Origin of the sequence: Herbaspirillum sp. CF444 (assembly GCF_000282135.1) — a bacterium.
GTDB lineage: Bacteria > Pseudomonadota > Gammaproteobacteria > Burkholderiales > Burkholderiaceae_D > Herbaspirillum.
Window position 1 is genome coordinate 237,546 of the sequence record NZ_AKJW01000058.1, and the last position, 21,915, is coordinate 259,460.

At 55.1% G+C, this 21,915-nt stretch carries 16 protein-coding genes; 14 read left to right on the plus strand and 2 right to left on the minus strand.

What is annotated here, in order from left to right:
- The first annotated feature begins 153 nt into the window (after positions 1-153).
- From PMI16_RS11675 to PMI16_RS11715, 9 genes are all read left to right on the plus strand, one after another.
- A complete protein-coding gene (locus tag PMI16_RS11675; protein ID WP_034380041.1) occupies positions 154-414 on the plus strand; it encodes a hypothetical protein in 261 nt (86 codons plus the stop codon).
- 451 nt (positions 415-865) lie between these two features.
- Positions 866-1,396: a fimbrial protein gene (locus PMI16_RS11680; protein WP_007879692.1), complete on the plus strand. Its 531-nt coding sequence runs from the start codon at positions 866-868 to the stop codon at positions 1,394-1,396.
- A 327-nt stretch (positions 1,397-1,723) separates the two neighbouring features.
- Complete coding sequence (locus tag PMI16_RS11685; protein ID WP_237719849.1) at positions 1,724-2,464, plus strand: fimbrial biogenesis chaperone; 741 nt, start codon at positions 1,724-1,726, stop codon at positions 2,462-2,464.
- On the plus strand, positions 2,451-5,069 hold the full coding sequence (locus PMI16_RS11690) for a fimbria/pilus outer membrane usher protein (RefSeq protein WP_007879701.1): 2,619 nt from the start codon (positions 2,451-2,453) through the stop codon (positions 5,067-5,069). The genes PMI16_RS11685 and PMI16_RS11690 overlap by 14 nt, the downstream gene beginning before the upstream one ends.
- A 2-nt stretch (positions 5,070-5,071) precedes the next feature.
- Positions 5,072-6,427 (plus strand): fimbrial protein, encoded by a 1,356-nt coding sequence (locus tag PMI16_RS11695; RefSeq protein WP_007879709.1) that lies wholly within the window; start codon positions 5,072-5,074, stop codon positions 6,425-6,427.
- Positions 6,424-7,251 carry a fimbrial biogenesis chaperone gene (locus PMI16_RS11700; protein WP_157212609.1) on the plus strand — a complete coding sequence of 276 codons (828 nt, stop codon included), beginning with the start codon at positions 6,424-6,426 and terminating at the stop codon, positions 7,249-7,251. Before PMI16_RS11695 ends, PMI16_RS11700 begins: the two co-directional genes overlap by 4 nt.
- Before the next feature lie 4 nt (positions 7,252-7,255).
- Positions 7,256-8,113, plus strand: coding sequence for an EAL domain-containing protein (locus PMI16_RS11705; protein ID WP_007879712.1), 858 nt, complete (start codon positions 7,256-7,258; stop codon positions 8,111-8,113).
- 111 nt (positions 8,114-8,224) lie between these two features.
- Positions 8,225-8,881: a response regulator transcription factor gene (locus tag PMI16_RS11710; RefSeq protein ID WP_051994639.1), complete on the plus strand. Its 657-nt coding sequence runs from the start codon at positions 8,225-8,227 to the stop codon at positions 8,879-8,881.
- A gap of 10 nt (positions 8,882-8,891) precedes the next feature.
- Complete coding sequence (locus tag PMI16_RS11715) at positions 8,892-12,170, plus strand: hybrid sensor histidine kinase/response regulator (protein ID WP_007879714.1); 3,279 nt, start codon at positions 8,892-8,894, stop codon at positions 12,168-12,170.
- 241 nt (positions 12,171-12,411) lie between these two features.
- On the opposite strand, the gene PMI16_RS11720 is transcribed toward PMI16_RS11715, so the two are convergent.
- A complete protein-coding gene (locus PMI16_RS11720; protein ID WP_162131120.1) occupies positions 12,412-14,388 on the minus strand; it encodes an autotransporter domain-containing protein in 1,977 nt (658 codons plus the stop codon).
- Between the two features lie 458 nt (positions 14,389-14,846).
- Here PMI16_RS11720 and PMI16_RS11725 point away from each other — a divergent pair, with 458 nt between their 5' ends.
- The 5 genes from PMI16_RS11725 (at position 14,847) to PMI16_RS25015 (ending at position 20,407) form a co-directional block, all read left to right on the plus strand.
- Positions 14,847-15,404, plus strand: a complete 558-nt coding sequence (locus tag PMI16_RS11725) for a fimbrial protein (protein ID WP_007879716.1) — start codon at positions 14,847-14,849, stop codon at positions 15,402-15,404.
- A 14-nt stretch (positions 15,405-15,418) separates the two neighbouring features.
- Positions 15,419-16,132 (plus strand): fimbrial biogenesis chaperone, encoded by a 714-nt coding sequence (locus tag PMI16_RS11730; RefSeq protein ID WP_007879718.1) that lies wholly within the window; start codon positions 15,419-15,421, stop codon positions 16,130-16,132.
- Positions 16,129-18,663, plus strand: coding sequence for a fimbria/pilus outer membrane usher protein (locus tag PMI16_RS11735; RefSeq protein WP_007879720.1), 2,535 nt, complete (start codon positions 16,129-16,131; stop codon positions 18,661-18,663). Before PMI16_RS11730 ends, PMI16_RS11735 begins: the two co-directional genes overlap by 4 nt.
- 638 nt (positions 18,664-19,301) lie before the next feature.
- Positions 19,302-19,985, plus strand: a complete 684-nt coding sequence (locus tag PMI16_RS11740; protein ID WP_007879721.1) for a heavy metal response regulator transcription factor — start codon at positions 19,302-19,304, stop codon at positions 19,983-19,985.
- A complete protein-coding gene (locus tag PMI16_RS25015) occupies positions 19,982-20,407 on the plus strand; it encodes a hypothetical protein (protein WP_157212610.1) in 426 nt (141 codons plus the stop codon). The genes PMI16_RS11740 and PMI16_RS25015 overlap by 4 nt, the downstream gene beginning before the upstream one ends.
- 250 nt (positions 20,408-20,657) lie before the next feature.
- Here the strand turns inward: PMI16_RS25015 and PMI16_RS11750 are convergent, their stop codons facing one another.
- Entirely contained in the window at positions 20,658-21,896 is a 1,239-nt protein-coding gene (locus PMI16_RS11750) for a fimbrial protein (protein ID WP_007879725.1), read from the minus strand.
- Between the last annotated feature and the right edge of the window lie 19 nt (positions 21,897-21,915).

Consider the following 21,915-nt stretch of genomic DNA (forward strand, 5'->3'; position numbering starts at 1 on the left):
TCATGATACATGCAATCTAATTCTGCATGCACGGAATACTGCCTCAATAAGATTTCGTCCATGTTGATGCCGGTCCGATTTCCGGGCCAATCCACCCGCCGAGATGGGCGTGCGCCGATTTGGTCGGCACGACGTGTTCTTTTGGGACGCATCATGAAATTGCAGGAGTGCAAGTCGGTGCTGGCTCAATTGGTTGTTTCTTGCGGCATCTCCACGCAACGACAAGCCTGCTTCTCGATACAGGTGTTCGGTACGTTGATGATTCACGACCAGACCTCCATGGCGTCACATGACATGCAGGCATGGAGAAGCGCCCGGCAAAAAATAGATCTCCGAACGAGCATCGACAATTTCTTCAACAAGCAAGCTGTTTCACAAGAGCGTAGGTTTTGCCGCCAGGACGGCGCTCTATAACGAGCCCGGCTGTTCGTTGTTCATGACGTGCATCTGTCGAAGTTGCCAACTTCGTTCTGAAGCGCGCTTGGTTGCCGAAATTCTGCGTGCCCGATCCGGTTAAATATCCCAAAACTTCATGAGGATATTGGCTGGGGGCAAGTGGCCAAAGCCCGCGAAACCTCGGTAGTTCCCTTTGGGTTCTCTTTTGCCGTCGAGGCCTCTCCTCTCATGGCTCAGCGGCGGCATTCCTCGACAAACCCAATGCCAGAAAGGCTTCAGAAATGTTGACGAACGGAAATGGGCGATTGCCCATTAAGTATTGGGTCTGCGGCCTGTGCATTATTGGGCCGCGCGCCATATTCGGCCGGGGCGTGGCGCTTCATACTTCTATTCATGCGGTGTGGGGGTGGCGACCACCCATCTGCTCCTCTTTTCGTCCGGTCGCACTTTTATAGCGAGGTTTTAATCCATGAAGAAAATATTTGTGATGCTGGCTCTTGCATCGCCGTCTCTTGTATTTGCCGCAGGCAATACGATTACGTTCCGCGGGCAAGTTGCCAGCCAGACCTGTCAGGTATCTGTCGATGGAGAGGTTAATCCGGTCGTGTTGCTTCCGACGGTGACCAAGGCCTCTCTGAGCACGGCAGGTGCAATTACCGGCGAGACGCCATTTACCGTCAGAGTCGATGGCTGTGCGGCATCTGCCGCCAGTGATGTGGCCATCAAAACCATGTTCCTGGTCAACGCTGCGACCTCGGGTGGGAACATTCCCAATGTCGGAACCGCCCAGAATGTCGCGCTGCAATTGCTGGAAGGCACCGGCGGAAATCCGGTAAAAATGGTGGCTGGCGCACCTACTTCGGTGAAGGGGCTCGTGTTGAAAAAAGGAACTGATGTGGCTGCCGAGTATACCTTTGCCGTGCGCTATATCTCTGAAGGCGGTGCCGCGGGAGTCGGAACGGTGATCGGTTCCGTGCAGTACGCATTGGACTACCTTTAATACGACGGTCTACCTGCGTCACGGCTGGGTTAGCGGCTTATCTGCCGTAGTCGTGACGCCGCATTCGCTACTGTAATTCTGCTTAGGGCCTTTTGGCCGAAGTAATTCTTGGATTGGTCTTGTCTGCAGCCATCACTTCATTGCTGGCGTCGCGTATTTAATTTGTGCGCATTCTTGACAGGTTCCCCTCTATGTCGGTTTTTTTACTTCTTTCGCCTTCTTAAGACGGCGATTCAATTTGTCGCGCCAGGGATTGGTGTGGCTTCTTTGCAATAGCAGTCGCGGGCTCACTAAGGAGCAAAAAAATAAGGCAGAAAGGGAAATAAAGTGAAAAAAACAAGGTTAATTTGCGGGGTATTTATGTTGGCAATTTCAATGGCAAGCACTGGCGCTTTGGCCAGCGTGACGATGCTGGGAACGCGTGTCGTCTATTCGGGTGGCGTGAACGAGCAGGCTCTGCGTTTCACCAATCCGGACGATCATCCCAACTTGGTTCAGGTATGGGTGGATCGTGGTAATTCTGCAGCAGGCATGGACAATGGCGAACCACAGTTCATCGTTAGTCCGCCAGTGTTCCGTATGGAGGCCAATAGTGGTCAACTGGTAAGGTTGTCGTATGTAGGTGACCCACTGCCCGACGACAGGGAGTCGCTGTTCTTTCTTAATTTCGTGCAGGTTCCGGCGCTTAAGAACACTTCCGCCGATTTCAACCAGCTGGTACTTACCGTGCGCAGTCGCATGAAGGTTTTTTATCGTCCGCCGGGGCTGGCCAGCGATGCCGATGCCAGTATCGCGCGCCAATCTCTCTCGTTTTCCATGGAGAAAACCAGCACCGGCAGCAAAGTGGTTGCACGCAACGATAGCGGCTACTACGTCGTCGTCCAGCGTGCTGAGGTTGAAATGGATGGGCATGCTATCGAGGTCGCTCGAGCCACCATGATTCCTCCCCGTCAAGAAGTCAGTTGGGTGCTTCCGCCAGCACCGGCAGGCAGCGGAAAACGTCGTCTGAAGTTGAAAATCGTCAATGACTTCGGTGGCGATGTCGAGCAGGAGTATGTTGTTCAATAAGGCGGTGTTCGCGAGCACCGGCTGGTTGGCATGGATGGTAGCTACTATGGCGGTATCGCTGCCAACCAGTGCGCATGCAACAACTCAGTCGGGCAGCAGCACGCAAGAAAAAAAAGTGTCGGAATACCGTTTTTTAGAGGGGTTGGAAATGGCTTCACCAATCAATAAAGGGACGTTGTCACGTTTCAACCGTGTGGGCAACATCGAACCTGGCACCTATCGGGTGGATATGTTCGTCAATGGCGTATTCCGGGAGCGCCGCAGCATTCGTTTCGATGTGTTCGAAGGTCTGGGGGTGGCGGCGTGCCTGTCGCGTCAAGACTTGGCGGTCATTGATCTGCGACGAGACCTCGTGTCCTCTGCCAATGATAAAGAGTGCAGCCGTATTGATACGGTGGCCTCCGGCGCTACCGCGACCCTGGATTTTTCTGCGTTGAAGTTGGTCGTCAGCGTGCCACAATCGTTACTCAATGTCGAGGCGCGTGGCTATATCGATCCGCAGCAGTACGACGCTGGCAACTCCATCGGCTTCGTCAACTACAACGCCAGTCAGTACTATGCGCGCCTGGGTAACAGCAGTAGCAGTTCCACCTTTGTCTCGACCAGCAGCGGGCTGAACCTTGGGCTGTGGCGTCTGCGCCAGCAAGGCAGCATGCGTTATGATGCGCAGCATGGCTTCGCTTGGAATCCCATCCGAACCTATGCCAAGCGCGCCATCGCCAGATGGGGCAGCGAATTGACGCTGGGCGAAAATTTCACGTCAGGCAACTTCTTTTCCGGTATGGGTTATCAGGGGATCGAGCTCAGTTCGGACCCACGCATGCTGCCGGATTCATTGCGCGGCTATGCCCCTGTCATTCGCGGGACTGCTCGCAGCAATGCGCAAGTAATCGTGGCGCAAAAGGGCCGGGAGATCTATCGCACTACGGTGGCGGCGGGATCGTTTGTGATCGACGACCTGAATCCCACCAGCTACAACGGTGATCTGGATGTCACTGTGATCGAGGCCGATGGATCGAGGGTGCAGTTCAGTGTGCCTTTTTCGTCGGTGCCGGAGTCGATGCGCCCCGGGATGTCGCACTACAGCCTGACGTTGGGGCGCACGCGTGACAGCGATGCCAAGGACATGTTCGCGGATGTCATTTATCAGTTGGGCGTGAGCAATTCGCTTACGGTTAATACGGGCCTGCGTTTGGCACGCGGCTACCAGTCGGTCGCCTTGGGCGGCGTCTGGGCCGGAAAAATCGGCGCGCTAGGTATGAATCTGAATTATTCGCGAGCCGAAATCGGAGCCGGATGGCGGAGCTCCGGATGGATGTCCGGTTTGTCCTATTCGCATAGTTTTGCACAAACGGGCACCACCTTCTCGATTGCGAGCTATCGCTATTCGACGGCCGGATACCGTGAGCTATCGGACGTACAGAACGAACGTCAAAATAATGCCAGGGATGCCGTTATTTCTACGACCTATAAGCAACGCTCGCGTCTCGATGTGTCGCTGAGCCAGCAGTTGGGCAGTAGGGGCGCCATTTATCTGTCGGGTCTGACGCAGAACTTCTACGACAGCCGCAGTCGGTTGACGCAATTGCAACTGGGTTATTCGACCGTCTTCAACAATGCGATAAGTCTGAACATTGCATTTCAGCGCCAGCAGACTACCAGCGATACTTCAATGTGGACGCAAACAGTTGCGCCAACCCGTGGCTCTTCGCTGATGGTATCGATGTCGATTCCTTTGGGCGTCCCCGCAGGGAATCGGCCGACAGTCAGTACTTCGTTTACCCGATCGGGCAAGGAAAACATGCTTCAGACGCAGCTTTCGGGAATGTCTGACGGTGAGCGCCATGTGAATTATGGCGTCGGCGTTAATCATGCTTCAGGCGGTGGTCAGGACAGCATTAATGCCAATGCAGGCGCCCGGTTCGCCAATGCCGCCGTGAGTGTCAATGCCAGCCATGGCCCTGGCTATTGGCAGACCTCTGCCAATGCTCGTGGCGCCATTGCGGTACATACCGGAGGTATTACGTTCGGACCGTACCTGGGTGATACCTTTGCTCTGATCGAAGCCAAGGGTGCCGAGGGAGCCAAAGTCTACAACGGTCAAGGTGCCGTGATCGATGGCAATGGATATGCGCTGGTGCCTTCCTTGTCGCCTTACCGGCGCAATATGGTCGGCCTGATGCCCGAGGGAATAAGCAGTAAGGTGGAACTGACCGACGGGCAGCGTAGCGTGGTGCCTTATGCCGGAGCAAGCCTGAAACTGAGCTTCAAGACCAGACAAGGTAATGCAATGCTTATCAAGTTGATCCGGCCGGACGGCAACCCGGTGCCGATGGGTGCCGATGTGCTGGACGAAGCCGGCAGTATTGTGGGAATGGTGGGGCAGGGAAGCCAGGCTTACTTGCGCAGCGACAAGTCCAAAGGCCGACTCGCCGTTCGATGGGGCGACCATAGTAGCGAAAGCTGCGCTGTGACTTACGACCTCACCGGGCGCGATACTGCCAAGCCATTGATCCGCCTGGAAGGCCAATGCAGCCCAGGCCAGCACCTCATTGAATTTATGCCGGCTTCCATTGAGCGGCAAACTGCAGCAAGGGAGAACTGACGATGAAGAAAATACTGCTGCGCCTAGTGGCGCATGGTTTAGCGTTGACGAGCCTTATCTTGGCCAGCCCCGCGCAGGCGCGATGCGAACGTAACAATTATTCTGCCTATCCCACTACACCTATCCTGGACGACGGCTCGGCGCAGTTCTGGTTCGGTCGGGTCAACCTGACCAATGTCGCTCTGCAGCCGGTCGGTACCATCCTGGGATCGGCGACGGCTACTGCCGGCCAGGCTCGTGGTATTAATGACGAGACTGTCATGTGGACCTGCGATATCAGCGACAAGGACGAGCTATACGAGGTGTTCGCCACCAACGGCGATGATCGGGTCGGTGGCTTCAGTGAGATTGGTACGAAGGATGGTTTGCCTGGGTTTTATCAAACATGGTTTCCCTATGTGGCCATCAAAGTGACCCATGTGCGTTCGGGCAAGGTGTTCTCGCGGTTCTATCAGTCCGCCAAGCTGACGGAGTATGACTTAAGTCCAGACGGCAAAAAGATATTCATCAAGGCCAAGCATTTGAGCCCGGTCAAGGCGGAGATTGCCAGGGTGTCGACCGCCGACAGCACTGGGTGGCCAGGTAACTGGTGTCCTGGAACCCCAGCGCTTGGCGGCGGCAACGCTGCGGTTTACACCTGCACGCAACCGAATGCGTACCTTTCATTTCGGGGGCCGGGCTATACCGACAACGATCCGGATGGCACCGACAGTGCACGACAATGGCGTTTTTTTCCGACCAACGGGGTGGCGTTCGGTATGCGTCAGGGGACTTCCCTGAGCAACACGGCGAGCTGTGTGGTGCGCAATGCCACACCAGAAGTATATTTTCTGCCGATCACGATCGAAGAGCTCAAGCGCGGGGAAACACGTGAGGCAAATTTTGCAGTCCAGTTGGAGTGCGATCGCTCCGTCAACTCCGGTGTAGCTATCAACCAGACGGCTATCGGGATTCAAGTGTCTGCCGGTGCTGAAGCCAAAGCCCGGCAAATGGGATTGACGACGTCTGGCGGAGGCATTACGTATCTGTTGTCGGATAACTATGGCGCTGACTCCTCAATGGCCACGGGGGTGGGTATTCGCCTGAGTGACGGCGAGACCGGCCAGACCATGAATTTCCTGGCCAATTCGGCAATCACAGGCCAGGGCTTCGTGGCCAACGACGGTTCGAGATGGTCGGCGAAGATGGGGCCTGACGCCGGCTGGTACCCGGCAACCCGAGGGGGAGGAGGGGCAGGCGGCAGCACGTTCGATGTCACGCGTTCATTTGCAGCCACATTGAGCAAGCTGCCTGGCGCCAACGTGATTACACCGGGGCGAATCCAGGCTAGCGCCTACGTCGTGGTGAAGGTGCAATGATGCGGCTGATCCACTGGTTCTCTTGTGTACTAAAGCGCATGGCGAAGCGCAGGCAGCTGTGTCTGGCTGCTTGGCTCATTGCTTGCTCCGGAGTAGCGCTGGCCGGGGTCATGGCTGATCGTACCCGGGTTATTTTCAGCGACGGTGCACAGGCGCAAAGCGTCACCCTCGTCAATACCAACGACTATCCGGTGATGCTGCAGATCTGGGTGGACAATGGCGAGGGAAGCAGTATTCCCGACACCATCGTATCGTCGATGTTCGTCATGCCGGCCGTATTTCGGCTGCAATCGCACGAAGTCAAGTCGATACGCGTGCTTTACACAGGGGACGTGTTGCCGGCCGGGCGGGAGTCGCTCTCGTGGCTCAATCTCTACGAGATTCCCATCCTCCCGGCCGGTGACCAAAACAATGACACACCGCGGGTACTGCTTGGACTCAATACCCAAATTAAAATTTTCTATCGGCCTGAAGGTTTACAGGCGCCCGCAGGATCGATTGCAACGGCATTGGATTTCCAGATCAGGCGGAAAGACGAGCAATGGTTCGTCGTCTGCCACAACCGAAGCGCCTATTTTGCTTCGTTCGGAGGCATGGCTGTACAGGCTGGGGATCGACAATACCCGATACAGCAGTTGCCCGATATGATGACGCCGCCCATGGGAGAGGGAGTCTACCCGATCGCTGCAGAGGTTGGTGTCCGGTTCGATCGGATCAGCGCCAGCCTGAATTACACGCTGATTGATGATTCCGGAAATTTGGTGGCAGGTGCCGCCAAGTTGAATGCCGTCATTTCAGCCGATTCAGCAGCAAATAAGGAGTGATGCTATGAATGCAATTACCGAAACCAACTTCATCTATGCTGCGAGCCGTATCGAGCGCAGCCAGTTGCTCGCTGCGCTGCACGACAACCAATTCCATCCTTATTTTCAACCGATTGTGTGTGCTGATGGGGCCTGGCAGGGAGCTGAAATGCTGATGCGTTGGCATCACCCACGCCATGGCGTGTTACCTCCGGCAGAGTTCCTGACCCAGTTGGCTGAAGAAGGCCTGTTGGTCGCAGCAACGCGTCAGATTCTGACCAAAACGAGGAACACTTGGCGCGAAGCGACATTGCGCTTGAATCGGCCGTTCTTTCTTTCGTTCAATGCCTGCCTTGCACATTTGCAGAGTGCCTCATTGCCAAAGGAATGCCGGTCTTTTCTGAAACATATGGACGATCGCCAACTGGGATTGATGGTTGAGATGCCCGAGCGCGGTGCAGATCTGACTGCTGACCATTGCGCAGCTCTTTTTTGCGAGTTGGGAAATGCAGGTGCTACCGTTGCCATTGACGATTTTGGGATTGGCGATGCACGACTGCATCAGTTTGCTTGCGGTCCCATCAGTTGCGTCAAAATCGACCGATCCTTCGTCGAGCAAATGGAGAGTAATCCCATGTATGGGCGTTTAATCGCAAAGATTGTCGATCTTGCGCGTGCATTTGGTGCGCATGTCACAGCAGAAGGAGTCGAGACGGTAGCGCAACACCGCCGGCTGCGGCGCCTTGGCGTAGGTCTGTTCCAAGGTTATTTGTTCGGAAAACCAGTAGCGGCCCCGGAATTCTTTACTTACCTGAATGCATCCGGGGCGCTCGTTTCAGGAGACGAACCAGAGTGCCAAATGGCCACACCTAATTTAAAATAGGAGCGTCAGGAGGCATCGTCCGGTACTGATGGTGCGATCATAGACGTGCCAAGGATGAAAAACATGAACCTGCCTGTGAAGCACATGGGATACAAGATGGAGTCGAAACAAATGGGGCGTAGCAATCTTATCAGGGTTGGAATCGCTGACGATTATCCGGTGGTTTTACGGGGCGTGGAGAGCATTCTCGCGCCTTGCTCAGACATGGTGTTGAGCTTCGCCGCGGAAAGTATAGCGCAGCTCATGGACGGGCTGACACATTCTCCGGTCGACGTATTGCTTTGCGACTATGCGTTCGATGACGATCCACAGGCCGATGGCCTGAACTTGCTCCGTAAGATTCGGCGTCATGCTCCAGAGATGCGAGTCATTTTTCTTAGCGCGCATGCACTTTCGCACATCATCTCTGGTGCACTTGAACTGGGAGCTGCCGGCTTTATTGGTAAAAACAAGACGGACTTCGTCAATCTTCCGCAGGCGGTGCGCAGCGTGTACGCCGGCAATATCTATTTGCCACAATCATTGTCGGCGCTGCTGCTGGAACAGATCTTCACCCATCAGGCAGGCCAGGTAGGCCTGCAGAGTCTTTCAGAGCGTGAATCGGCAGTTGCCAGAATGATATGCGAAGGACTATCAATCAGAGCCATCGCTCAGCGTCTCCATCGCAGTCCGAAAACGATCAGTAACCAGAAAGTCGCGGCGATGAAGAAGCTTGGGGTCAGCAACGACGTCGAGTTGAGCCGGGTCTTCAGAGACTTGAACGAATGAGGTAGCACGCATGCCTCGCCAGATCCTTGCGCTTTCAGAGCGCTACTATCGCCGCATGCTGTACGGATGCGCCGCCTTGCTGTCGGTGGCCATCATCTGTGCATTGTTGTTTCTAGGGTACAGCGCTTTCAGCCAATTTCGAGAGCGGCAAGTTGGGTTATTCATCAGCAAGCGAGAACAGATTAAGGCTGAAGCCGATCGTTTGGCTGCGCGAGTCACGCAATTCGCGGAAATGTACGGACGGCTGCAACGTCTGTATCAAAACGACATACTGTCGCCAGAAGGGTATCTGACCAAGCCGGAAGGAGGGGGGATTTTCACCACGCCCGATACCCTGACAGTGGTGCCGTTTTCAATTGTTGGCAACTTGACTCCCACGCGCGACCGCGCTTATCTGAGCAGCCTGCTGCAGTTGCTACGGCAGGCATCGGCTTTGCCGATCTTTAATCCTGCCGAGCCGGGCGTAACCCTCAATGGCTATCTCTATACGTCAGATCATTCTTTCCTGGCGATTTCGCCGCCGCTGGCATCTGAAGAGGCGCGCATCGTCGGGCAGCAAGGTAGCCACACCTTCATCGGCAATATGGGGTTGCAGGTTGACGCTGCATTTGCGCGCGAATTTGCTCGCGCCGCAGATGCGCAGGGCAGCGTAGGACACAAGGTGATCTGGTGGAGCCCATCAGGCAATGCACCGATAGCACGCGACGCTATTACCGGGCTGGCTGTACAGATCCCCCTGACTAACAGCCATGTGGCCACCGCAGTCTTCTCGGTGCCGGGCAAGCAGTTTCACCAGTTCTTCATGAGTAACGAAAGCGTGCCTGGACTGTTCGTGCTGGATGCAGGGAATAATGGACGTCTTCTGAGCGACTGGCATTTTCCTTTCGATAACACCGTTCTGGGCCATGTACGCGACAAGTCCGGACAAGCGGCGCGTGATGGCAATCACATCACTTATTTTCGGGTGGGCAGCTATTTTTTTATTACCCAGAATATCGATGCACCCGGCTGGACAGTCGTCTATTCGTTTACATGGAGAGATATCATAGATGGTCTGCATGGTGACTTCACCATCGGTGCATTTTGGGGTTTGTTCGCTTTGTTTTTTGTTTGGGCCGCAACCTTGTACTTCGACAAATTTGTCATCAGTCCCTTGCAGAAGAAGGCACTGGCGCTGATTGAAACACGCCAGTTCAGTCAGACCATCATCGATACGCTGCCGGTAGGAATCGCCGTGTATGCGTTTGGCACTGGCCAAGTAGTGCTGCAAAATTCCGTGGCGTCTCAGATGCTGGAACACTCGCTCATTCCACACAGTGAGTTTTATGCCCAGATCGTAAGGGAATGCAACCTTTTGGGGCAGCACTCGGAGAGTGATCTCGATCATTCGATGATCGAAGCGGAAATACGCCTGCGTGACGGTGGCGCCAGCTATCTCGGTTCGGTCTGGGCCCGCACGCGCTTTGCCGGTCAAGACGTGGTCTTGCTGGGCATGATCGATATGAATATGCACAAAGCGCACGAAGCGCTGGTGCTTGAAGCAAAGACCATGGCGGATAAGGCTAACCAGGCGAAGTCGATGTTTCTCGCACAGGTTAGTCATGAGATTCGTACCCCCTTGCATGGGGCCATTGGACATATGGAGCTGCTGGCGCGCGATGACTTAAAGGATCAGCAGCGTCAGCGCGTGGAGCTGATCAGGCATGCCTTCGACATGCTGATGAGCTTGGTCAATGACATCCTGGACGTCACTAAAATTGAGGCCACATCGATAGAGCTGAACAGCACCCTGGTCAACGTCAATGACCTTCTTGAAGAATGTGCGCAGCTATTTGCACCATTGGCGCTCAATAAGGGATTACAGTTCTATTGCCTGCCATCGCCGGCATTCGAAGAACCCCTGTTGGGGGATCGCCAGCGCTTGATGCAGATACTCCAAAACCTGGTCGGCAACGCGGTGAAGTTTACATCGCACGGTGCTATCACCCTGGCGGTGACTCGGATGACCAGCGAGGATTTGGCCGGAGTTGTACGTTTCGAGGTCACCGACACGGGAATCGGTGTTTCACTCGCTGCCCGCCAACGTATCTTCGAATCGCTCGAACAGGCCGACGAAACTATTAGCAGCCGTTTTGGCGGAACCGGTTTAGGCCTTTCCTTGTGCCGGCGACTGGCTGAATTGATGGGGGGGCGCATTACCCTTACCAGCAAGGAGGGGGAAGGCAGCGTTTTTGGTGCCGAAATTCCTTTGGCTTCCACTGCATACCAGCCAGCGGCACAGACCCGGCCATTAAGCAATCGCGTGATAGCGCTGCATTGTCGGGTTGCCGTACTACGTGAGATGCTCTGCTCCTATCTGCAGCATTGGGGGGCTGAAGTACAAGTAGCGCCTTGCGAGGGGCACGTCGATATCGAACTTGTAGCACAGGATTGCGACGAGAAGCGGCTCGACTCCGACACTAAAGTAGTGTCGATTCGGGCTGACGTTGTCAGGCACGGAACGACGCACGGAGGATCTGGTCAGGTCAGCGCTTTTGACCGCAAGTCATGGATTCTGGCCCTCGCCGATAGCGGCAGTGCGGACCTGCCTGCGATTCGAACTGAAGTCCCTGTGCCGAACGGGCGAGGCGACCTGGATATTCTGGTGGCCGAAGATGATCATGTGAATCTAACACTGATCGAGCATCAGCTAGAGGCATTAGGTTATCGATCAGTACGTCTGACGCGAGATGGTGCCGAGGCGCTGGAGCAGTGGCAGTCCAAACGACCGGATATCCTGATCACGGATTTGGGTATGCCACGGCTCGACGGCATTGCACTGGCCACCGAGATTCGCAAGCAAGACGCCCGCGCGGTGATCGTCGCTGCCACCGCGGTCAGCCACAGCAAATCAGACGATTTGCGTCTGAGTATTTTCAATGAAGTGATATACAAGCCGATCTCGATCAATACGCTGCAACGAATACTGGAAGGACTCTGGCCTGTTTCCTCCGAGTCAAAATTCGAGAGTGACGGATGTGCGGCCAGCCTTGAGGAAGTTCTGCGGCAGGCGTTCTCCCAATCTTGGCCAAAAGAGAGGAGCAAGTTGATCGAGGCCATCGAGGACGGAGACACTCCCTTGATCATTCGTCTCCTTCATCGATTGCAGGGAGGGTTGCAGGCCTTGGGGCAGGATGCAATGGCAGGGGAAAGTCTGGCTTTGCAGTCGGGGCTGGCCGGAGGCGATCTCGATGCATACAACCGTTGCAAGCAATGGATATCAGAGGTGGAGCGGTGGATTAAGCAGTGATGATTCGTCGTTGATGAAAAAAGCCCCGTTGGCGCTGGATAGCCAACGGGGCAAAAAGGTTGCATTGGTGGTTTAGTTAAGGGCGGGGGAACCGATGCAACCCGGGGGAGGCCTGCAGTCTAAATTGTGGACCAAGTGCGCTATCAGAATGTTACTGTCCGTGGAATGCCATTGAAATGGGCGATCACCCAAGAGATGGCAAGACAAGGCTCATTGTCGCTCATCGCAAATCTCCGGCTCTCTAGAAATGTACGCTGTATGCGCTGGCGAGCCAGTATCCGACATGGCCTTCGCGCTTGGTTGCGTTGAGCATTGCCGAAAGCATCCCCTGCCTTAACGGAGAGGTCAGGCCGAGGCCAATCCTGGGCCAGATGCGCCGTTCCGTATCGGCTCCGCTGATGGAAAAATTACCTAAGCCAGGAATCGTCCCTGAGACGTTGATTCTAGGCATCTCGTTGATACGGTAACCAATTTCTGCACTGCCGTCGATTTCGATATCTTGGCGCGTGATCAGAGTGGCCGAGGTGCCAAGTCGCAGGATGCGATCGTGCATTGTGCGTGCATCGAATTCGGCGGGAAAGGGGCCTCCTTGCTCCCGGTAATCATTCATCTTCATGCGGCTCCAGGTAATGCTGGCGTATGGCGATATGTCGACCGCTCCAAGGCGTAGTGCATTGCGCATATCGAACCGTAACCTTAAGGAAGAGGTGGCGGAATTGGTAGTGCCGGTTGAACTACTGGCGAGTCCCGCGTTGGAATAGCCGCGACGTATATCGGCGTTCCCATGGTTGTAATAGCCGCTAACGCTCACAAACAGATCTGGAATCGACTGCCACACTAACTCTGGCAAGACATAGGTTCCGCTATGTCGCGCGCTGCCGTTCCATGGCAATTGTTGGCGTGAATCAGTGCGCCCGACGGCCAACTGTAGCTGTAAGGTAGGAGTAACACCGTAGCCAACGCCGATTTCCCCCGAGTTTCGACGCAGGCGCGTGTCGGCGCTTCCAGTCTGGCCTGTATCACCATTGGCGCGCACGAACTTCTGGCCTTGAATCAATAGGTTTTGCAATGGGGAGCCATGGGCGCCATGCAGGACCATTCGCTGTTCCTGTAGAGGCAACTTTGACTCGCCTCCCATTGCATAGAGACTGTTGAGGTAGTCTCTGATGCCGATGAGGCCTGGTTCCGGAGCGGGAGTGTTGGGTTGATTAATCGGTACGCGTGCAATGAAAGCATCGCCCGATTGCAGTCTTCCGGTAACGATGGTGCCATCGCCGTTGACGGCCGTAGCGCCATAGGTATGCATGTCGTCCGAAATCTTGACTCCCGCGGCACTTAGCCATTGTTCTACGGACTGCATGCCGCCGTCGCGTGTCCAGCGGAATGCCCTCGGCTGGTTATTCTCAGTTGCTCCATCGTACGCGGTGCCGACAATCACGTCACCAGAGGCATTGATTCCGCTGGCCCAGGATTCGAGGCCTCCATTCAGATTGCCCAGGCTTTTCATGCCGGTTTGCTGCGTCCAGCGAAATGCTTGCCAGCCCTCGTTGTCAGACTGGGCAGAGTAACCGGCAACCACGTTTCCGGCTGCATTGACAGCCGTAGCACGCGAGAGGCCTTGCGGTCCGTGCAAGCTTCCCAGCGATTGCATGCCGCCTTCGCGCGTCCAACGGAAGGCGACTCTGGGAACCCGATTACCCGGCCCATTGTTTGCATCGCCAACTATGACATCGCCGGCGGCATTGACGGCCGTTGCTTGGGACAACCAGCCGCCATTAAGGTAGCCGAGACTTTCAATTCCACCCGAACGCGTCCACCGGAAAGCAGCCCACTTCAGCCGATCGTGACCGTCTTCGGCTTCGCCGACAACAACATCTCCGGCGTAGTTTATGCCGCGAGGGATGGTCAAGGTGCCTCCATTGAGTGAGCCTATACTGGTCCACTTGCCCGATTCACGCGTCCAGATGAATGCATCGCGCCGGTCATCTACCGACGTTGCCGAACCTATGATCGTATCGCCATCGGCGCTCACCCCCATGGGAATCATCGAAGTATAGATAGGTGCGAGTGGACCCAGTTTCAGGCGCGTGTAGCCGCTCGCAGGTGTCCATCTAAAGGCCCCCCTTGTATCCACTCCCACGAGCACGTCTCCAACAGGATTAATGGCTTGCGGAATCGCGTATCCCATGTCGTAAAACGACGCAGGTTTAGCGGCCATGACCTGAGCGCTCAGCAACGATAAAGTCGCACCGAGGCAATAGGATCGCCCGGCTGCCCGAAAAGGAAGAGATTTCTTCGGAGAAGATTGGCTTTGTCTGCCAGCTCTCTGTTGCCGCATCGATTGCCTCCTTGCATGCTATTGGTTTGAGCTGGAGGCTATTGTCGGCAGGGCCAGGTCGCGATGATATGGGATGGGGAGGAGATTTCTACCGGGATTGCCCTGATTTGATTTGAGTACGCGTTTTCTTTTTTTGGAGGCTTGCCCATTTTCGATGTGGGGATGTCAGATCCAATATTGTGATGCAAGGTTTTTTGAATTTTCAGTGGCGACCCAGGCCAGGCTGGGCGTCGGCCCATTTTTGTTTCTTCTTGTCGCGATTAAGGTTGGCTCTAGTGCCTTGAGTGGGGTACTTTTTTTTGAGTTGATCTTTTTTTGACGGATGGAAAGGTGGGGCTGTGAAAATATTATTGCGTTCGAAGGCAAGTAAGTTGTCTCTGGTGGTGGGAGCGATTTTTGGCTTGAGTAATGGAGGAGTGTGGGCTGCCGATGGAACCGTGATGATCACGGGTTCTATTGTGGGGTCGACCTGCAAGGTTAATGGGGGGACGCCAGATTTTACCGTTGCTTTGGACAAGGTGTCTGACACTTCGCTCAAGTCTGCCGGGTCGGTGGCCGGAAGAAAAAGCTTTCTTTTCAATCTGACCGGTTGTGCCGCCAGCACCGCAACAGATAAGAAGAAAATTGCCGTGTTTTTTGAGCGTGGTGACACGGTGAATTCTGCTGGTCGACTTTCCTTGTCGTCCGGAGCAACCGCAACAAATGTAGATGTTGCATTGTTCAAGCAGGGTGCTATCGCTCCTTTGGTTATCGGCGCGACGGATACGGTCGACTTTGTTGATGTTGATACAAATGGCGCCGCGCAGATCGCCTATGACGCCGCGTACTACGCTACCGCAAAGGCCGGTGCGGGTACCGTCGTCACGAACGTCAAGTACACCCTGGTTTATCCGTAAATGGGTTCTGCAACATGGCTTTAAGGCATTTTCTTGTCGGCACAGGGGCGGTGCTTGCCTTGTGTTCGGCAACCGGAATGGTGCAGGCCGAAGTCGTGCTGCAAACCACGCGGGTGATTGTGCCGGCAGGTCTGGCTGAGGCAACCTTGCGCATGAAGAACGAGGGTGAACAGGCTTCGCTTGTGCAGGCATGGGTGGATGCCGGGGAAGGGAGTCAGCAGGATGTTCCGTTCGTCCTTACCCCTACTTTGTTTCGTCTGGGGCCTGGAAGTAGCCAGTCGGTGCGCATCGTCTATACGGGGGAGCCTTTGCCGACAGGTAAGGAAACGCTGTTCTGGTTGAATGTTCTCGATGTTCCACCCAAGTCCACCCTTCCCGGGGATCGCCTGCAGGTGGCTGTGCGCAGTCGCATCAAGCTGCTTTTTCGGCCCGAAGGCCTGCCTGCGCGAGGTGACGCGCTGACTTGGGTGGTAGCTGCCGGGAAATCCGGCCGATCGGTGTTGCGTGTCTTAAATACTTCGCCTTATGTCCACAATTTCGGTTCGATCACATATCGAGCCGGCGGCCGGGAGTTCGATGCCGGAATGGGATATGTGCTGCCCGATGAAGACGCCGTGTTCCCTTTGCCGCCAGAGGCAAGTTCGTTTCATTCAGGCGATGTTACCTATGTCGAAATCGATGACTATGGCGGAACGAAGGCAAAGGACGCTGTTGCACGATCTCAATGATGCTGCGTTCCACCATATGTTTAGTGTGGCTGGCATTGTCGGCGGCAGCGTGCGCAGCTGAATCGGAATTCGATCAGGGCTTTCTCAATGGCGAGCCGGCGGAGCTATTCCGGGTTCTTGAGCGGCCGACATTCATGCCTGGCCTGCATCGTCTCGATCTATACCTGAATGACCGTTATTTGCAGCGCGCCGACGTCAGCTTCGTCGCTGCGCATGAGGGAGGCGAAGCCGCGCCATGCTTCAGTCGGGCCATGTTGGAACGCATGGGCCTGGATTTCTCCAGGCTCGACAGTTCGGGGCAAAGCGCGGGCGTCATCAATGATCAGTGCGTTGATCTCGGGGCGCTGGCAGGCATGGCGATCTCCGTGGATTTTGCCGAACTGCGCGTTGATCTGACGATTCCGCAAGCCATGTTGCGCCGCGATCCGCGAGGCTTTGTCGATCCGTCCGAGTGGTCGTCAGGTGCGGATGCCGCCAGCCTGAACTATAACCTCAATCTTTATCACGCATCTGTGCGCGGTCAGAACAGCAACAGCCAAGCTTATCTGGGGCTCGACGCCGGTACCAATGCCGCTGGTGTTTTTTTGCGCCATCGCGGATCCCTCTCCGTTGCCAGCCAAAGGGGGCGCCACTATCAAAATATTTCTTCCTATCTGCAGCGTAATGTCGCCAGCTTGAGATCGCAGCTGCTGTTGGGGGATACGAGCACCGGTGGAGAGTTATTCGATTCGCTGCGCATGCGCGGCATACGAATGTATAGCGACGAGCGGATGTTGCCGCAATCACAGCGTGGCTATGCACCGCAGATTCGCGGGATTGCCAACAGCAACGCGCGAGTGGACGTCCGTCAGAACGGCGTGCAGCTCTACGAAACTACCGTGCCGCCCGGGCCGTTCGTTATCGACGACTTATACCCCATGGGATATGGCGGTGACCTTGAGGTGACGATCACGGAGGTCGGTGGAGAGGTAAGGCGAATGGCCGTTCCCTATGCCGCAGTGCCTCAGTTGATGAGGCCTGGCCAATCGAAGTATCGCATCAATGCAGGCAGGATCCTGGATGGGCAGGGCGCCTGGCTGGTAGAGGCCAGTCTGCATCATGGGATTTCCAATGCCTGGACGGCCTATGCCGGCACCCAATTCAGTCAGGACTATCGGGCGGCGGCCGTCGGCGCTGCGGTGAATGCGCCGATCGGTGCACTTTCCCTGGACGCCACCCGGTCCCAGGCGCGCGTGTCGCCGCGCGTAGTGGATCAGGGAAGCAGCCTCCGGATGGCTTGGTCGCATTTGCTCAGCAATTCGAGTACGGGCATCTACCTGGCCAATCATCGCTATTCTACCCGCCGCTTTTGGTCACTCAATGACCTGGTGGCAATGAAATCGATGGCGCAGAGCGGATTGAACGACGACTCAATATCTCGCCTCAAGAGCAAGCAATCATTCACGCTTTCTCAGCCGCTGGCCGAGGGCCTTGGCATGCTCTCCGCCACCGCGCTATCGTCCTGTTATTGGGATGGCAGACGTGACATGGGCTATCAGTGGAACTACAGCAACGTCTTCAGGGGAATCGGATATAACGTTTCGATGTCACGTCAGCGCGTCGACGGAGGTCGCGCGGATTTGATGCTGACAGTCGGTATCAACATACCGTTGGGGATAGCCAGCGGTATGTTGAACATGCAATTCACTCGAGATGCCCTGCACAACGCGCGGCAGCAAGTGGCCTTCAGCGGTACATCGGAAGAAGATAGAAATTTTTCCTATGGCGTGAGTGCGCAGCGTATGAGTGGCGATGTGCAATCGCAGATGGACGCCGGCGGCAATGTCGCTTATCGCTCCCGTTATGCAGACTTCAGCAGCTCGATCAGTGCTTCGGCAGCTTACCGGCAGGCTTCATTCGGGGTGCGTGGTGGTGCCGTCTTGCATGGAGGAGGGCTGACGCTGTCTAAGCCGCTGTCCGATACCTATGCAATTGTTGAAGCCAAGGGGGCTGCAGGGATGAAACTCGCTGGAGCCGACGGTATACGCATTGATAAAAATGGTTATGCCATCATTCCGTATCTCACGCCGTTCATGAAAAATGAGATTGAACTGGATCCGATCGGTGCATCGCTGGATATTCAGGTAGACAACCCCGTGCAACAAGTTGCTCCTTTGGCCGGGGCTGCTGTAAAAGTCGTGTTCACGCCGAAAACAGGTCATTCATTCCTGGTGCGCTTGCGCAAGCAGGATGGACAGTGGGTTCCATTCGGCACCGTGGTCGAGGATGAGCGTGGAAACCGCCAGGGCATTGTGGGGCAAGGCGGCAAGATTTTGCTGCGCAGTCAAAAAAAACAAGGCCGCCTGGTTGCGGTATGGGATCAGCGGCCGGCATGCACCACGCGATATAACTTGCCGTCCGGGTCGGATGGAAGTGCAAAGCGCCCCCTGCCCCAGTTGGACTTGACCTGTACGACAGGAACGCAGGTTGATAGTGGCGAGGCGCTGATAAAGCATTCTGCTGCGGAGCCGGAGCGTGATCCGGCAACGTAAAGTACAGCCGGAGGTGACTAGTTAAGGATGGCTTTGGCTCGCTGCAACTATCAGATAGCATTCGGCTTGGTAGAGCTGAATCTTATCCTGCAATTGCTCCGCCTCTTCTTTTGTTTCATGTTGTATCGACGCGCTGTGCGGTAGAGATGGTTGCAATCCAGCTCGCAATTCGGACCTCGTGTGTAATACCGACCTAGATGGGCAGTGTGATGCCTGTGTGCGGATTAGCTTTTGCCTGGCAGTTTTTCAGTCTGAGCCTATTCGGACTATCGTTCAGGTGACTTAAAATTTTTTATGGTTTTCACGGAGCTCCGTATCCATATGGCTGCATTGCTCATCTCCCGCATTGTTGATGCAAGCTTTTAATCCGTTGGCAGTTCTTTGCCGGCGGTTTTTTTTATTTCGTCTGACGCACGTAGCGGTTCTTCTCAGTGTTGGCGCATGGGATATAGCCGATCGGCGCCATGAACCTACGATTGTTGTATTAGGCCAATCATTCCAAAGTCGCGATCTCAACGGCCTTTTACATCTTCCAAAGGCTGCACCGGTAAAGCAGTTCTATTTTTTACAAACCATTGTTTTTCGGCTACCGAGGCAGGTTCATTCAGAATATTGATGTATTGGATGGAAACCAAATCATGCACATCTTGCTGGTAGAGGACGAATTAAAATCCGGCGATTATCTCTGTCGCGGGCTAAGAGAATCGGGCTTCGTTGTCGACTGGGTCCAAACGGGCGTAGACGGCTTGCACAACGCGCAATCCCTGGAATACAAACTGATTATTCTGGACGTCATGCTGCCCCGCATGAACGGCTGGGACATTCTGCGAGAGTTGCGCCGTACTCACGACACACCGGTACTTTTCCTTACCGCGCGGGATGAAATTGAATATCGGGTCAAGGGATTGGAGCTGGGCGCCGATGACTATCTTGTCAAGCCCTTCGCCTTTATCGAACTGCTGGCGCGAGTGCGCACGCTACTCCGCCGTAGTCCCGGCCGTGAGTCCGATGTCATCGAATACGCTGATGTGCGGCTTGACGTGCTGCGCAGGAAAGTGACGCGAGACGGACAGCGGATTAACCTCACGGCCAAAGAATTCGCGTTGCTGCATATGCTGATCCACAGACCTGGAGAGGTCTTCTCTCGCCCACGCATTGCCTCTCAGGTTTGGGACATGAATTTCGACAGTGACACCAACGTGGTCGATGTCGCAGTCCGCAGATTACGCGCCAAGCTTGACGATGCCTTTGACAGAAAGCTGCTGCACACCGTGTGGGGCATGGGCTACGTTTTTGAGGAGCGTGTTGAGGAAGGAACGTGAAGCCAAAAAATCCGGCTTCGATGACATTGCGGCTAGTGACCTTGTTTGCACTGGTCGCGACTATCGCAAATGCATTCCAACGATGCGCCACACAAGGAACTGGTGATCTGGGCCGCCTGGTTCAGGCACGGTTTTTATTTTCGTTCCAGAAAAATCATATGAAAGCTATTCCAATCCTCTTTGGCGCCATGCTTGCTGTTCTCACGGTGTCTGCATGCGCACAATCGAGCGTCAAGACTGAAGCCGGACACGATCAGGAAAACCTGAACGCTCGCAACAACTACCCAGTGATCAAGGAGGCAAGCACCAAGACGCTCGCCGAGGTGATCATCGAGCGGGAAGCCGCACGCCTGGGCAAACCGGCACTATCCATTTGGGCCGATCAGAGGCTTCTGCCGTCCGTCACAAAGCAAGGGTTTTGAGGCGTTGCCGTACAACGCAGCGTAATCTCCGGCGATGGACAAGCGGGTTGTACCTCAAGCTCACAGCGGCTGATCGAAGCAGTCGGTACCTCTTTTTGCTGGCGCTGCGCAGCTGCATCATGGAAGCCGTATCGGCGCTTGGCGCGCCGGCTGGCCGATGACCACGGACTTCGTCCGGAAGCGCTTGAACAGATTGTTCGTCAGTCGGGCAACAATGGAACACTGCCGGCTATCCGGACCGAGGATTTCGTCAGTTATAAAGAACGGTAACAATCAGCTTGCCATCTGCACTGCCAGGCTTGACGGTTTTTTCCAGCTGGAAGTAAGAAATAGAAAACGGGATGGAGGGACTGGGCGCGCTTGCAGTCGCCACCGTTTTAAACTCACCGAGCGGCACTGCCGCCCCCGACTGATCGCTGATCTGCAGAGCCAGCCCGCCGGCAGTAGACTTGCTACTCAGGCTAAAAACACCATTTTTTTTGTCAACGGCCCCTTCGGCGGCATCAAACTTATAAGCAATCTTGCTCACATCGGCGCAATTGCTGAATTGCAGCGAGAATGGAACGGACGCCGTTTTATAGCCGTAGTGTCCGCCAAAGGTCGAGGCGCTGATTGCTCCCATGGACACATTGGGACTGCTCAACGAACAAGTACTGCCCGCCACATCGAGCCTACCATTCGTTCCCGCACTCGCCACCCAGACACCACCGACAGAAAAGCCGATCCAGGCCCCATCCCCGGTTCCATTTATGATGACACTGCCGGGTTCTACGCGCCCGCTTTTGATAAGTTCGAAAGTTGCTGAATACCTTGTCTGACTCGAAAAGAAGTACCTGTAGCGCCCATCAGCGACTCGCCTGGCATTCGCGAGGATGGTGGTGCCATTTTTAAGAGGATTGACTCCATTGACCTTCATGCCCATGCGCAGGTAAACACCCTTCACCGGCGTAGCCCATACCGGCATCTCGTTGCTATGGCCAGGTCCAGAGTAGCCATAACCTCGAAAACCAATAGAATATCCACCCAATGCAATTGGTCGGGACCAGCACCCATAGACCACCCAGTCGCCGTCACCCCAGGGTGGGGCATCAGAGCGGACACCAGAGAACGTCTGCTCCGCGCTCCAGATCACGCTACCATCCGGCATATTGTTGAGTTGGTTGACATTGCGATTAACACTACCTCCGTAAACAAGTTGGTTGTACCTGAATGCAGCATTGCTATACGACGACGTCCCCCAGAGTTGTGAAAAATTACTCCCGACCCCCGTGCAGCCGACGAGGGCGGCAAAGGAGCTGGTGGAAATCATGCCCATAAAAAGGACAAGCAGTACAAAATTGCCCATAAAGCGCGTAATGCGGTTACGCCAACCAACAATGCTGCAACTTCGATGCACCCTCACCTCCGGTCCATGAATTTGCCATCCAGTAAGCACCATCCTGTGCAACCCGGAAATGGGGAGGCTCAAAAATTTAAAAGGGGCACGCATCGTAAATCGAGATTATCGT

Excerpts from the sequence above, each read along its gene's own strand:
- PMI16_RS11675 (WP_034380041.1), top strand. The coding sequence starts at position 154 with ATGAAATTGCAGGAGTGCAAGTCGGTGCTGGCTCAATTGGTTGTTTCT.
- PMI16_RS11680 (WP_007879692.1), top strand. The coding sequence starts at position 866 with ATGAAGAAAATATTTGTGATGCTGGCTCTTGCATCGCCGTCTCTTGTA.
- PMI16_RS11690 (WP_007879701.1), top strand. The coding sequence starts at position 2,451 with ATGTTGTTCAATAAGGCGGTGTTCGCGAGCACCGGCTGGTTGGCATGG.
- PMI16_RS11695 (WP_007879709.1), top strand. The coding sequence starts at position 5,072 with ATGAAGAAAATACTGCTGCGCCTAGTGGCGCATGGTTTAGCGTTGACG.
- PMI16_RS11700 (WP_157212609.1), top strand. The coding sequence starts at position 6,424 with ATGATGCGGCTGATCCACTGGTTCTCTTGTGTACTAAAGCGCATGGCG.
- PMI16_RS11705 (WP_007879712.1), top strand. The coding sequence starts at position 7,256 with ATGAATGCAATTACCGAAACCAACTTCATCTATGCTGCGAGCCGTATC.
- PMI16_RS11710 (WP_051994639.1), top strand. The coding sequence starts at position 8,225 with ATGGGGCGTAGCAATCTTATCAGGGTTGGAATCGCTGACGATTATCCG.
- PMI16_RS11715 (WP_007879714.1), top strand. The coding sequence starts at position 8,892 with ATGCCTCGCCAGATCCTTGCGCTTTCAGAGCGCTACTATCGCCGCATG.
- PMI16_RS11720 (WP_162131120.1), bottom strand. The coding sequence starts at position 14,388 with ATGGCCGCTAAACCTGCGTCGTTTTACGACATGGGATACGCGATTCCG.
- PMI16_RS11730 (WP_007879718.1), top strand. The coding sequence starts at position 15,419 with ATGGCTTTAAGGCATTTTCTTGTCGGCACAGGGGCGGTGCTTGCCTTG.
- PMI16_RS11735 (WP_007879720.1), top strand. The coding sequence starts at position 16,129 with ATGATGCTGCGTTCCACCATATGTTTAGTGTGGCTGGCATTGTCGGCG.
- PMI16_RS11740 (WP_007879721.1), top strand. The coding sequence starts at position 19,302 with ATGCACATCTTGCTGGTAGAGGACGAATTAAAATCCGGCGATTATCTC.
- PMI16_RS11750 (WP_007879725.1), bottom strand. The coding sequence starts at position 21,896 with ATGCGTGCCCCTTTTAAATTTTTGAGCCTCCCCATTTCCGGGTTGCAC.